9 protein-coding genes (1 of these 9 only partly in view) are annotated in these 13612 nt (G+C 68.2%); 6 read left to right on the forward strand and 3 right to left on the reverse strand.

The features are described 5' to 3' along the window. Nucleotides 1-84: 84 nt before the first annotated feature. From V5F68_RS20070 to V5F68_RS20080, 3 genes are read left to right on the forward strand one after another with little or no spacing between them, the layout of a single operon-like run. Nucleotides 85-720: a YdcF family protein gene (locus V5F68_RS20070; RefSeq protein WP_394015800.1), complete on the forward strand. Its 636-nt coding sequence runs from the start codon at nt 85-87 to the stop codon at nt 718-720. 40 nt (nt 721-760) lie between these two features. After that, nucleotides 761-1549: a lysophospholipid acyltransferase family protein gene (locus V5F68_RS20075; RefSeq protein ID WP_394015799.1), complete on the forward strand. Its 789-nt coding sequence runs from the start codon at nt 761-763 to the stop codon at nt 1547-1549. A gap of 56 nt (nt 1550-1605) precedes the next feature. Beyond that, entirely contained in the window at nt 1606-2025 is a 420-nt protein-coding gene (locus V5F68_RS20080) for a hypothetical protein (RefSeq protein WP_394015798.1), read from the forward strand. Between the two features lie 375 nt (nt 2026-2400). Here V5F68_RS20080 and V5F68_RS20085 read toward each other — a convergent pair whose 3' ends face one another. Both V5F68_RS20085 and V5F68_RS20090 read right to left on the reverse strand, forming a co-directional pair. Continuing rightward, on the reverse strand, nt 2401-6714 hold the full coding sequence (locus V5F68_RS20085) for a translocation/assembly module TamB domain-containing protein (protein ID WP_394015797.1): 4314 nt from the start codon (nt 6712-6714) through the stop codon (nt 2401-2403). Then, complete coding sequence (locus tag V5F68_RS20090; protein WP_394015796.1) at nt 6714-8651, reverse strand: autotransporter assembly complex protein TamA; 1938 nt, start codon at nt 8649-8651, stop codon at nt 6714-6716. Before V5F68_RS20090 ends, V5F68_RS20085 begins: the two co-directional genes overlap by 1 nt. 388 nt (nt 8652-9039) lie before the next feature. On the opposite strand from V5F68_RS20090, the gene V5F68_RS20095 reads away from it, so the two are divergent. Continuing rightward, nucleotides 9040-10308 (forward strand): dicarboxylate/amino acid:cation symporter, encoded by a 1269-nt coding sequence (locus tag V5F68_RS20095; RefSeq protein WP_394015795.1) that lies wholly within the window; start codon nt 9040-9042, stop codon nt 10306-10308. A 34-nt stretch (nt 10309-10342) separates the two neighbouring features. On the opposite strand, the gene V5F68_RS20100 is transcribed toward V5F68_RS20095, so the two are convergent. Continuing rightward, on the reverse strand, nt 10343-10942 hold the full coding sequence (locus V5F68_RS20100; protein ID WP_394015793.1) for a TetR/AcrR family transcriptional regulator: 600 nt from the start codon (nt 10940-10942) through the stop codon (nt 10343-10345). A 163-nt stretch (nt 10943-11105) separates the two neighbouring features. Here V5F68_RS20100 and V5F68_RS20105 point away from each other — a divergent pair, with 163 nt between their 5' ends. Together V5F68_RS20105 and V5F68_RS20110 are read left to right on the forward strand one after the other, a co-directional pair. Further along, a complete protein-coding gene (locus tag V5F68_RS20105; protein ID WP_394015792.1) occupies nt 11106-12401 on the forward strand; it encodes an MFS transporter in 1296 nt (431 codons plus the stop codon). Between the two features lie 28 nt (nt 12402-12429). Beyond that, nucleotides 12430-13612 carry the 5' portion of an acetyl-CoA C-acyltransferase gene (locus V5F68_RS20110; protein ID WP_394015791.1) on the forward strand. Its footprint extends 11 nt past the window's final position, so the window shows 1183 of its 1194 coding nt (coding positions 1-1183); it begins with the start codon at nt 12430-12432; its stop codon lies off the right edge, out of view.

Here is a 13612-nt window from a genome sequence, read left to right on the forward strand (position 1 = left end):
GCGCTGATGATGGCTTCTGAAGCAGCGCCAGACTCCAGCATCGGCCCGGCTGCCCAGGGCAGGCGGCGGCGCTCGCGGCGCCGCATGGCGCTGCTCGCGATCGGCCTGCTGATCGGCAGCGCCACTTTGACCCTTGCCGGGGGCTTCTTTCTGTTCACCGCCCGCATCGCCGCTCGGGAGCCTGTCGCGCTGAAGCCGGTGGATGCCATCGTGGTGCTGACCGGCGGCCAGTCGCGCGTGTCGGACGGCGTGCAATTGCTCGCGGAGGGGCACGGCAAGCGGCTGCTCATCACGGGCGTGAACCGCAGCACCTCGCCCGGCGAACTGCGGCGCGCGCTGCCGGTGAGCGAAGCCCTGCTGGAATGCTGCGTCGATCTCGGCCACAAGGCGCTCAACACCTGGGGCAATGCCATCGAGGCCGCGGAATGGGCGCGGGCCAAGCGCTTCCGCTCGCTCATGGTGGTCACTTCCACCTGGCACATGCCGCGCGCCTTGTTCGAGCTCTCGCGCGCCCTGCCGGATGTGGAGCTGGTCGCCTATCCCGTGGTGAGCGACCGCATGAGCGAACGGGGATGGTGGAGCGATCCGCAGATGGTGAAGCTCCTCGTGAAGGAATATTTGAAGTACATGATGGCGAAGGCCAAGATCCGCCCGGCTCAGGCGGTTGCGCCCCTCGATTCGCCGCCGCCCGCGCCCGCGCAGGTTTCGGCCAATCGCTGATCCGCCGAAAGGCACGCACGACGGGGCCAGGGGACGAAGCGTGATTGTTCTGCGGTCCATCCTGTTTCAGGTGCTGTTTTACGGCATCACAATCATCGTCATGCTTCTGCTCCTGCCGCTGATGGCCATTCTCCCCCGGCGGGTGTTGTGGGACCGCTTCATCATGCTGTGGGTCCGCATCGTCATGCTGCTGCTGCGCGTGGTGGTGGGCATGAAGGTGGAGATCACCGGCCGGGAGAACATTCCCGAAGGCCCGCTCCTGGTGGTCGCCAAGCATCAGTCGGCGTGGGAAACCATCGCTTTGCTGCCGCTGTTCGCCGATCCGGTGTTCATCCTGAAGCGTGAGCTGATGTCGATGCCGCTGTTCGGCTGGTTCCTCGCCAAGGCCGAGATGGTCCCCATCGACCGGAGCGCGGGCTCCTCGGCGCTGCGGGGCATGACCGACGCGGCGCTGGAGAAGATCGGCGAGGGCCGCCAGATCCTGATTTTCCCCGAAGGCACGCGTCGCCCGCCCGGCGCGCCCCCGGCCTATAAATTCGGCGTCGCCCACCTCTATACGACCCTGAAAGCGCCCTGCCTGCCGATCGCGCTCAATTCTGGCCTGTTCTGGCCGCGCAACCAGATGATCCGCCGCCCGGGCACGGTGCGGGTGGAGATTTTGCCGGTTATCCCCACGGGATTGCCGCGCGGCGTGTTCCTCAAACGCATGCAGGAGGTGATCGAAACCGCCTCCGATCGCCTGCTCGAAGAGGGATTGCAGGAGCTTGGCCCGAACGCCCCGAAGATCGACCGCAGCGCGGCCGCCGGGGCGGACGATTTATCCCCATAATTCGGCCCTGTGGAAAACTCTTGATCGCGGATTCGGGCTGTTCTAGTTTCGTTCTCATGAACGCGACTGATTCGCTCCTTATCCCCTTGTTCGATGCCGGCCGGCTCTCCGGGCTGACGGGTGGTCCTTTGGGCCCGCGCTATCGATTCTGGCGCGACGCGGACGGGCAACGCCACATCTTTTCCATCTACGACGCCGATGCGGTGCCGGACTATCCGGACGCGCTCGCCATCGTCGCGCGGCGCACGCCGGCGGGTCCCATTGCCATGTGGGCCGGCCCGGCGGGTGAACCGGCGCGACGGGCCGCCCGCCGCATGAACGCGGAAGAGGTGCACGTGCACGTCTTCGGCGACGAGGTGCCGGAAACATTGGCGCGCCTGCTGCGGCCCCATCAGGCCCCGGCGGAACGCCTCGCTCTGCCCGCGCCCACCCCGAGTGCCCCCGTATTCGCGAACCACGACCGCCGGGCTGCCTGACTGCGAAAAAGCGCGGGCGCAGGGGCCCGCGCGATCGAAATCCCGGCGCGCCGCCTCAAGCGCAGGCGCGCGCATCGCCTCGGGCGGTTCGCGGAAACATGGCCAGCTGAGCGCCATCGGCCGGCGCCGGCGCTTCGCGCCGTGGGCGCTCCTCCAGCTTCGATCGAAGGTCCGGACCTGCCGCGCAAGCGCGCCGCATGCCTTCCCGCGCGTTCGGATTCATTGGTCCGAACATTCGCCCGAAATGCCGGTTTCATCCGCCGGAAAGGCATGGAGAAGGCGCACAAAACCGCTGTTCGTCTTCTCTAAGCCATTATTTCACGTGAAACATTTTGACGGCACACGCGCCCAGGACCGTCGCTTGCGGGACATTCGCTAATAATCCCATTGGGCGCCGATGCCCACTTCGGTGCCGCCATCCGCCCCCGTCGCCCCCTGCAGGCGGATGTTGCGGGTGATGTCGATATCCACCGTGGCGGCGCTGGAGCCCGAGGTGGTGCCCTGCCGCACGCCCAGATAGATCCGGTCGTTCAAGCGCTTGCCGATGCCGAACTGGCCGCCCGTGCCGGCGGCGTTCGTGCCAACATCCACGCTGTCCACCCCGAGCGAGCGGCGCAGGCTGGACAGCGCGGCATTGCCGCTTCCCGAAAGCGTCGCCACCGTCTGCGCCACCTGCAAAGCCTGCCCCGCGCTGAGCTGGCCGGCGGAACGGCCGAACAGCAGGCGCGCCACCACCTCGTCCTGCGGCAGGGTCGGGGTGGAGGAGAACGTGATCTCCGGCTGCGAGGCCCGGCCGGAAATGGTGACGCGCGCGGTCACATCATTGGCGGTGCTCTCGGCGATGAAATCGAGGTCCGGATCGGTGGTGCCGTTGAAGGTCAGCCGGCCGCGGGTGAAATCCAGACGCCGACCCACGATGTCGAAGCGCCCGCGCAACAGCTCGAATCCGCCCACCGTCACCGGCGCCGCGCTGGTGCCGCGTACATTCAGCGTGCCGGAGAGTTCCGCATCCACACCCATGCCGCGCACGAACACCCGGTTGGGCGCGTTCACGCTGAGGTCCAGGCTCGCCAGAAAGGCACCGGGCCGGGCGCCCTGCCCCTGGCCAGCCGGCCGGCGCGGCGGCGCGGGGGGCTGCGTGAAGGTCTTGCCCGGCGGCACGTTCACATGCTTCACGTTCAGCGCCCGCGCCCCGCCCGGCAGACGGTCGGGAATATTGATATCCAGCGCCCGCACATTGATCTGGCCGCCGATGGTCGGCCGGGTGGCAAACGCGCCGCCGATGGCGATTTGCCCGTCGGCGACGAAGCGCACGATCTCGCTGTTCACCAGCCCCGCATTGTTCAACGTCAGGTCGAGCCGGCCGGGGAAGCCGGCGCGGGCATCAAGCGTCACATTGCCATTGCCTCGGATCGACCCGCCGTTGAGCGTCGCCGCCTGGAAGGAGGAGAGCGTGACCGACCGGTCAGTGCCGGTGATCACGGCCTGGATCTTGTCCAGCGTCACCCCGCTCACCGCATCCTCGTAGCGCCCGCCGGCGATGCGCACGGTGCCGCCCGCGCGCGGATCGGCCAAGCTGCCGCGCACATTGGCGTCCACCGTCGCGGTGCCGGTCGCGCGGGCCCCGGAGGTGGCGAGAACCGCGTTGGCGATGGCGAGCGAGATGTTCCCGCGCATGGAAAGATCCAGCCCATTGCCCTGGAACGGCACGGTGCCATTGATGGCAACACCGGAGAGCGCGGGCCCGGAAATGGTGGATGCGATGCGCACGCTGCCGCCGTCGAGCGTTCCGTTCGCCCGCAAATCGAACGGGCCGGCGCCGGCGCGCGTGATGTCCGGGCTGGTGGCCCGCAGCACGGCAAGGTCATAGCGCCCCGTGGGGGCTGTGGCAGGGCCGGTGATGCGCGCGCTGCCGTTCAGCGTGCCGGAAAGGTTCAGCGCGGGGTCGGCCAGCGCAGCCAGCGCCAGGGGCAAGGCGCGGATATCGACTGTAAGGTCGAGCGTATCGCCCGCGCTGCCTTGCACCGCAACGCTTCCCCCGCCCGTGGCGAGCGCGAAGCGATCCACCGCCACCGTGCCGCCGCGGACCGTCAGCGTGGCGGGCGCGGAGAGCGTGACATTGGTGCCGGTGCGGATGATGCGCAGCGTATCGAGGCGGAACGCCTGTTCCTGCGCCGAGGCGGTCAGCTGCCCACCGGCGGTGATGGTGGCGCCCTGGGCATCGGCGTTCAACGTCAATGCGGTGCCGCCGCCGGCCTCGCTGGCAACGATGCGCGCCCGCGAGACCTGGAGCGAGCCGGCGGAAATGCCGGTGGCGTCTACCGTTCCGCGCAGCGCGCCGGTGCCGGCGCGCGGGTCGGCGATGGACAGGTCGATGCGGGCGCCCTGCACCCGCTGCCCGGCCGCCAGGACATTGTCGAGATCCGCCCGCAAGGCGATGCGCTGGGTGCCCGCCATCTCGTCGAGCACGACAGTGCCCTCCGCGCGGCCGGCAAGCTCGGTGAGGGCGAAGGCGGAAACGTCCGCAAGATTTCCGGCGGAGAACGAAACCTGCCCGGTCAGAAGGCCGCTCGCGGCGGCGGTCAGCGCGCCTTGGGCGCTCACGGAGCCGACCGCGAAATCAAGGCCGCTCAAGGCGCGGCTGCCATCGGCACCGGTGGCGAGGGTCGCCGAACCGCGCGCCGGCTTGCCGCCCACCTGGCCGGCGAGCCGGGCATTGCCGCCGATCCGGCCGGTGAGATCCTTCAGGTCCGCATCCAATGTGAGGCCGGAGATCGGCTGGCCCATGGCCTTGCCCTGATCCACCGCCAGGCGCGCAGTCACATTGAGCGCATCGAGCGTGCCGGAGAAGGCCGCGCGCCCGTTGGCTGCGCCTTCGAGCCGGGAATCCAGGCGCGACAGGTCGCGCAGCGCCACTTCGCCGATGAGGTCCGCCGCGCGGCGATCCACCTTCCCGTTCACCGCAAGGGCGAGGCCGGGGGCATCCAGCTTGAGGTCCTGCACCGTGAGCGCGCCATCCCCCGCATAGGAGAGGCCGCCCGCCACCTGCGCCGCGCCGCCCACGAGACCGTCCACGGCGGCCATGCCCGTCTCCACGTCACGGGACGAGCCGTTCAGCTTCAGAGCGATGGTCCCGCGCGGCCCCGCGCGCTTCACCTCGGCATCGAGGGCGATCACGCCACGCAGCGGCTGATGCGCGAGCGGGGCGAGGGCGGCAAGATCGAGACGCGGCATGCGCACCGTGCCGTCGATCATGTCGGCGCCCGCGCGGCCGGTGAATTTCAGGTCGAGGCCGTTTAGCGCCACCGCGAGGTCGCGCACTTCGGGCGCGCCGGCGTTCGGCAGCACGCCGGAAAGCGCGAGCGTGCCGCGCGGGCCGAGCGCCTTGGCGACGGCGGGATCGGCGGCGGACAAGCCATCCGCCGTCGCGTCGGCGCGGAAGGTCAGTCCCCCCGCTCCATCGTCGGTGGTACGGGCTGTGAGGGTGAGGGTTTGCGCGCCATAGCCCGCGCCGGTCAGGCCCTGTGCGGAGGCGGTGACCCTGGCGCGGGGCGCCGCGAGCGGCCCGCTCACCGTGCCGTCCGCCTTCAGCGCGTCCCAACCGATGCCGGGAAGCAGAGCGGAAAATGCGGCCGCATTTCCGGCGGTGGCGGAAAAATTCAGATCCGCTGTCCCCTCGGCGGTCTGCAGCGTGCCGCCCACGGATGCGGCCAGCCCGGCGGAAGCGAGCGTGAATCGGCGGATCGAGACGGTCAGCGCCGGATCGACGAGCACCGTGGCGGCAAGCGCCGTGCGGCCCGCGAACAGGGGCGCAACATTGGCCGGCAGCGCCTTTTGCAGATCGCCCGTGATCGCGAGCGTGGCGAGATGGGAGGTGCCCTGCGCCACGATATCGGCGGTGCCGTCCAGCCGCAGCACCGAACCGGCGGTGGCGTTGAGGGTTCCGCTCCATTTTTCGAGCGGCCCGGCCCCCTTCACCTGCGCATCCAGCGGCGGCAGGCCTTCGAGGGCCGCCATGCGGGCGACGAGGCCGCCCGCCGGCTCGCGGGCGGTCAGGTCGAGGTCGAGCGTGCGGCCGTCGGGCACATAGCGGATGGTGCCGGCCACCGAGCCCGGCTCGTCGCGCCGCTCCAGATCGAACTTGAGCGAAATGCCCTTTGCGGGCTCCATCAGGCGCAAGCCACCTTCGAACTGCAATTGCGCCTTGCGGCCCAGAACCGGCTCGGCGAGATCGATCCGGTCGAGCGCAAGGCGGTCCACGATCACGCGCAAGGCCATGCCGCCCCCCGGACCCGACGGCGCCGCCGGCGTGGCGGGCGGGGGAAGATCGGGCGCCCGCAGCACGTTCACCCGCGCCGCCTGCACGAGCGCGACATCCACCGTTCCCGACAGCAGCGCGAGCGGCGACCAGCGCAGCCGCAGGTCCTCCAGCTCAAGGAAATTGCCCTTCGGATCGGCCAGTTCCACCCGCGCGAGCGCGATGTCGCCGGGCACGAATCCAGTCAGGCCGGTGAGTGTCACGCGCAGCCCGTTGGCGGAGGCAAGCTCGGAGGCGAAGCGGGCGAGGAAGGCCTTGCCGGGCGGGGTCTGGACGATGCCGAAGGCCAGCAGGGCGAACGCCACCCCTGCGACCAGCACGACCGCCACGGCCAGCGCGAGGCCTCTGAGGATGCGGGAGAAGATCGCCATCAGAAGGACTGCCCCAGGCTGACGTAGAGGCCGTAATGGGTGCCGGCCACCTGCGGATTCACGGGGAAGGCCAGATCGAGGCGGATCGGGCCGATGGCGGTATAATAGCGAAGGCCGATGCCGTAGCCATATTGCAGCTCCCCGAAGTCCGGCGTCTCGGAGGCGAAGGCCGCACCCATGTCGAGGAACGGCACGATGCCGATGGTATCGGTGACGCGGATGCGCGCCTCCACCGAGGCGGCGAAGAAGCTGAGGCCGCCGACGATATCGCCGAACGCATCGCGCGGGCTGGCCGACTGATAATCATAGCCGCGCAGCGTGCCGCCGCCGCCCACATAGAACAGCCGCTGGGGCGGCGCGTCGTAGAAATCCGCGCCGACGATGGAGCCGGCCTGGACCCGGCCGGCGAGGATATAGCGCTTGTCCTCGTCGAGGGCATGGTAGGCGGCGATGGAGCCCTTCATCAGCATGGGGCCGGCGCCGGACTGGCCGAACATGGCGAACGGCTCGATGGTGGCGCTGGCGCGGATGCCGCGCGAGGCGTCGAGCAGCGAATCCGTGGTGTCGTAATTGGCTTCGACCGGCACGCCGACGATGGTGTAGTCGCGCAGGTTGATGGCGTTTTGCACCTGCGACTGCTCGAGGTCCACGCCCACCTGCACGTTTAGCGTATCGTCGAAACGATGGCGGATGCCACCGACGAAAGTCTCGCCCTGCCGCACATAGGCGTTGGTCACTTCCCGCAGGATCGCCGCCTGGGCCACGAGATCGTCGTTCGGCGTGATAATGCCGGGTTTCATGAAGGTCGCGGCGAAGCGGTAGCCGAAGGGGTCGGCATTGGGGACGGAATCCGGCTCCTTGCCGAACCAGGACACCTGCCCGTCGAGCCGCAGCGTCTCGCCGCCGCCGAACAGATTGCGGTGGCCCCAGAAGACGTTGGCCGCCGAACCGTCGGTGTTGGAATATTTGGCGCTGAAACCGACATAGCGCGGGTCGCGCTCGCTGATCTCCACCTCGATGGGCAATTGGCCTTGCGCGTTGAGGCGATCCGCCTCCTTGAAGCGTACGCCGCCGATGATCTCGAAGGTCAGCAGCCGCTTGCGCAGCGCTGCGAGGCGCTCGGGCGAGAACGGCTCTCCGGGGCGGATCTCGATGCGCTCCGACACGAACTCCGGCTTCAGCGTCTTGGTGCCGGACACGGTGAACGGCCCGAAGCTCGCAACCGGCCCCGGCGCGACCAGGAAGGTCACGTTCAGCGTATGGCCGGCATGGTCCGCCACCACATCCTTGTCCACCACCTTGGCAAAGGGATGGGCGCTGTCGCGCAGGCTCGCGACGATGGTCCCCTCGGCGCCGAGCACCGCGGTGGAGCGCGCGGGTTCGCCCGCGATCAGGCGCAGGCGGCGCGGCGGCGGGGCTTCGGCGAGGGGGCGCCGGGTTGCCGCGTCCAGCACCGATATGGTGCCGAAGGTGAAGCGCGGGCCCGTGGCCACCTTCACCACCACCGGCACGGGGCCTGCGGCGCGCGCCGCATCCACGGCGGCGAACACGTCCGGCGCGTCGGGCGGCCGACCGGCCACGAGGATGGTCACCGTGCCGGCATAATAGCCCTCCGCATAGAGGGCGGCGATGATCCGGTCCCGATCCGCCAGCGCCCGCCGCACCAGGCCGGCGGCGCCGGAAGGGGCGTTGCGCTTCAGGGATTCCAGATTGGAAGCGTCCGACACGTTGGAGCGAAGGGCGGCATCGCCCGTGACGTCGAACGTGACGCTATAGGGCACCGCATCGGCGGCCGGCGCCGCGTCCTTGGCGCGATCGGGATCGAACCAGGCCATGGCGCGGTCGAAGAAAGTGGCGGCATTATCCGCTGGCGCTGGCTCGGCAGCTTGAGGAGGCTGGGCGGGCGGCGCCCCGGAGGAGGAGGCCGGCTGGGCCATCGCTGCGGGCGCGGCGAGGCACCCCAGCAACAAGAGGCTGGAAAGGCAAGACCCGCGGAGCGCCGCCGCGCAAGGGGCAATGTTTCGCGACATTGGCCGCCGTGGAGCATCCCGCAAAATGTCTCGCCCGTTCGCCTCCCTTTTCCCGTGCAGTGTACCGGGGCGGGCGGCGCGCGTCCATCCGCAGGGGACGATCGCGCTTAACGCTTGATGAAGCTAAAGCTCTGGAATTGCTCGCGTGCCATTTTCGCCACCCCCGCCGGGACAATGCGGGGCGCGGGCACATTCGGCGTGCAAACGGCTCGACAGGATTCAACGGGAATGCGACTTTCGGCGGGCCTGTGGGGGGCAGCTGGCGCGCGGACGCCGGCCGGGATTGGGGGGCGACGTGAAGCACAAACTCACGGTCTATATCGGCATCGCAATGGTGCTGGGCATCGTCGTTGGCTACACCAATCACATGCTCTGGCCCGACCCCGACACGGCCCGCCAGATCGCCGATCACATCTCCCTCATCACCGAGATCTTTCTGCGGCTGATCAAGATGATCATCGGCCCCCTGGTATTCACCTCGCTGGTGGCCGGCGTCGCGCACATGGGCGACATGAAAACCATCGGCCGGGTGGGCGGCAAGGCGATGATCTGGTTCATCACCGCATCGCTGGTGTCGCTGTTCATCGGCCTCATCATGGTCAACCTGCTTCAACCGGGCCACGCGCTGAACATTCCGCTGCCGGCCGTGAACACGGCCACAGGCGTGCAGGAGGCAAACTTCTCGCTGCGTGATTTCATCAAGCACGCAGTGCCGGACAGCGCGGTCGGCGCGCTCGCCAACAATGAAGTGCTGCAGATCGTCGTGTTCGCGATCCTGTTCGGGCTCGCCGCCGCTTCAGCCGGGCACAAGGCGAAGGTGCTCGTGGGCCTGATCGAGGAAGCCTCCCACGTGGTGCTGAAAATCACGGGCTATGTGATGTCGCTGGCCCCCATCGCGGTGTTCGCCGCCATGGCCGCGACCGTCACCGAGCATGGGCCGGGCATTCTGTTGAGCTACGGCCGATACATGGCCTCATTCTATTTCAGCCTGTTCATCCTGTGGCTGGTCATGGTGGCGGTGGGCTATGCAATCCTCGGCAAAACCGCGCTGCGCGTCGTCAGCCTGGTGCGCGCGCCGTTCGTTGTGGCCTTCACCACCGCATCGAGCGAAGCCGCCTATCCCAGCATGATGCGCCAGCTGGAGAAGGTGCCGGTGAGCGAGAAGATCGTCAGCTTCGTGCTGCCTCTCGGCTATTCGTTCAATCTCGACGGGTCGATGATGTATTCGACCTTCGCTGTGATGTTCATCGCCCAGGCCTATGGCATGGAAATTTCCACCACCCAGCAGATCATCATGCTGCTGACGCTGATGATCACCTCGAAGGGCATGGCCGCCGTGCCGCGGGGCTCGCTGGTGGTGGTGGCGGCGACGCTGGAGATGTTCCACCTGCCGGCGGCCGGCCTGCTGCTGGTGCTTGGCGTGGATCAGTTTCTCGACATGGGGCGCTCGGCGACCAATGTGCTCGGCAACGGCATCGCCACCACCGTGGTCGCCAAATGGGAAGGCGAGAATGTGGACGCCGGCACCACGGACGAAGACGAGGAACTGGCGGCGGCCGCCTGAGGCAGGCCGCTTTCCAGGCCCGCCGGTGCGGCTTTCAGGCGGAGATCTCCGGCTCTGCTAGGGCCAGCAGTTGCGCGTGCACGTCTTCCAGGATCCCTTCGGAGAGGGCCGCATCGCTTTGCGCGACCGCGCGGGAGAGCGCCATGCCGCCCACCAAAGCGGAAACCATGAGGATGGCCCGCGCCCGACGGTTCGAGCCTTTCCCTCCGTCATCCTCCGGCAAGAGGCTCTCGAAGGCGGCGATATAGGCCCCGATGCCCGAGGCGAAGCCTTGCTGCACCTGGGTATCCTGGTGACCGACTTGGGTCGCAACGGCTGCCATGGGGCAGCCCTCCTGCGGGGCGTCGCGATGCGCCGCCGAGAGGTAGGATTCCAGATAGCGCGGCAAGCCGCCGCCATCGGGGGCGGCGCGCACGGCGATCCGCTTCATGCTGCGCGCGAAGGCGGCGTCGAAGGCCTCCACCGCGAGCGCGTCCTTTGAGGCGAAATGGCCGTAGAAGCCGCCATGGGTGAGCCCCGCGGCGCGGGTGATCTCCGCGACGCCCACCTCGAACCCACGTTCGCGGAACAGGCGTGAGGCGGCGCGGATGATCGCGGCGCGATGTTCGGCCGCCTTTTCCTTGGAAACCTTCACGCGAAACCCCTCCCCTCGTTTGCATGTCTCGGGCGGCAGGGATGCGCGGCTCGAGGAGCACTTGGCTTGACTTTAATTATGATGATCATACTGTATCTTCAAACATGACGATTGTCATCATTAATCCATTCCGACCCGCTGTCGGCGTCGCGGAGCCCATCTGATGTTGTCAAACCGTCTCGCGGCTTTCCTCGCGGCCCGCGGCATTCATTACGGCTGGGTGGTCGCCGGCGTCACCTTCCTAACCATGCTGAGCGGCGCCGGCGCCGTGGGCGCTCCCGGCGTATTGCTCCTACCGCTTCAGCGCGAGTTTGGGTGGTCCACATCCGAGATTTCCGCCGCCATGGCGGTGCGCCTGCTGCTGTTCGGCCTCATGGGCCCGTTCGCGGCGGCGCTGCTCAATCGCTTCGGCTTGCGGCGTATCATCCTGTGTTCACTGAGCCTCGTCGGCGGCGGCCTTCTGCTTTCGCTGGCCATGACGCAGGTGTGGCAACTGATACTGCTCTGGGGCGTGGTGGTGGGTTTCGGCACCGGAATGACCGCTCTGGTCCTGGGCGCGACGGTCGCTACCCGCTGGTTCTCCCATCGGCGCGGGCTGGTGATCGGCCTGCTGACGGCAAGCTCCGCCACCGGGCAATTGGTGTTCATGCCCGCCCTCGCCATGCTCTCCGAACATTACGGCTGGCGGGTCGCGCTGGCGCTGTTGTGCATCATGCTGGCGATCGTGGGGGTCGTAGCCCTCGCCTTGATGCGCGACCGCCCCTCCGACCTCGGCCTTGTGGCTTATGGTGACAAGGCCCCCGCCTTGACCCTCGTGACCCCGCCCCAATCGGTGGCCGTGGCGGCGGTGGATGCCCTGCGTTCCGCCGCGAAAACCCGCGTGTTCTGGGTGTTGTTCGCCACCTTCTTCATTTGCGGGGCCAGTACCAACGGCCTGATCCAGACCCACCTCATTCCCTTGTGCGCGGATTTCGGCGTGCCGGAGGTGAGCGCCGCCGGAATCCTCGCTGTGATCGGCGTCTTCGATTTCATCGGCACAGTCGGGTCCGGCTGGCTGTCGGACCGCTATGACAACCGCTGGCTGCTCGCCTGGTATTACGGCCTGCGGGGCCTTTCCCTGCTGTATCTGCCGTTCTCCGACTTCACCTTCTACGGCCTCTCGATCTTCGCCGTGTTCTACGGGCTCGATTGGGTGGCGACCGTGCCGCCGACGGTGAAGCTCACCGTCGAGCGCTTCGGGCGGGACAAGGCGAACCTCGTGTTCGGCTGGATCTTCGCCGGCCACCAGATCGGGGCGGCGACCGCAGCGTTCGGCGCCGGCCTCTCGCGCACCGTGCTCTCCAGCTATCTGCCGGCCTTCTTCATCGCGGGGGCCCTGTGCCTGATCGCGGCCGCGTTGCTCGTCACCCTCAAACGCCGGAGCGCGGACACCGTGCCCGCCCCGGTTCCCGCCGAGTAGGACCTCGTTTCGCAACGGAGGCAGCATCATGCCAGCGCTTACTGATCCCATCGTCATCGTTGCCGCCGTGCGCACGCCGCTCGGCCGTTTCCTGGGCGCGCTCGCGCCCGCCCAGGCGCCGCAGCTCGGCGCGCATGTCATCCGCGCCGCCCTCGAAAGGTCCGGCCTTTCAGCCGACCGCATCGATGAGGTGCTGATGGGCTGCGTGCTGCCCGCGGGTCAGGGCCAGGCTCCGGCCCGCCAGGCGGCGCGCGGCGGTGGCCTGCCGGATTCGACCGGCGCGACCACCGTCAACAAAGTGTGCGGCTCGGGCATGAAGGCGACCATGCTGGCACATGATCTGATCGCCGCCGGATCGACGGAGATCGTGGTCTCGGGCGGCATGGAATCCATGTCGAACGCGCCCTATCTGCTCCCGAAGGCGCGCGCGGGCTATCGCGCCGGCCATGCCCAGGTGCTCGATCACATGCTGCTCGACGGGCTGGAAGATGCCTATGAAGGCGGCCGACCCATGGGCGATTTCGGTGAGGCAACCGCGCAGGCCTATCAATTCACACGCGACGACCAGGATGCCTATGCGGTGGAGACCTTGACCCGCGCCCGGCGCGCCATTGCCGATGGCGACTTCAAGGCGGAGATCGCCCCCTATGTGCTCAAGGCCAAAGCGGGCGACCTCCTGGTCGCCGATGACGAGAACCCGCTGAAGGTTTCGCCCGAGAAGATTCCCGGCTTGAAGCCGGCCTTCCGGCCGGACGGCACCATCACCGCCGCGAGCTCGTCCGCCAACGCCGATGGGGCGGCAGCTTTAATCCTGACCCGGCGCTCGATCGCCGAGCGCGAGGGCCTGCCGATCCTTGCGGAGATCAAGGCCCACGCCACACACTCTCAGGATCCCGCTTGGTTCACCACGGCGCCAATTCCTGCCATTCGCAAACTGCTTGCGAAGACGGGCTGGGCCGTTGATGACGTGGACCTGTTCGAGATCAACGAAGCCTTCGCCGCCGTCGCCATGGCCGCACAGCGCGATCTCTCCATTCCACGCGAAAAGCTCAACGTGAACGGCGGGGCTTGCGCTCTCGGGCATCCCATCGGTGCCACGGGTGCGCGCCTCATCGTCACCTTGCTGCACGCGCTGGAGCGGCGCGGGATGAAGAAGGGGGTCGCCGCTTTGTGCATCGGGGGCGGTGAGGCAACGGCGATAGCCGTCGAGC

The sequence above is a fragment of the Roseixanthobacter pseudopolyaromaticivorans genome (genome assembly GCF_043195145.2).
Taxonomy (GTDB): domain Bacteria; phylum Pseudomonadota; class Alphaproteobacteria; order Rhizobiales; family Xanthobacteraceae; genus NCEH01.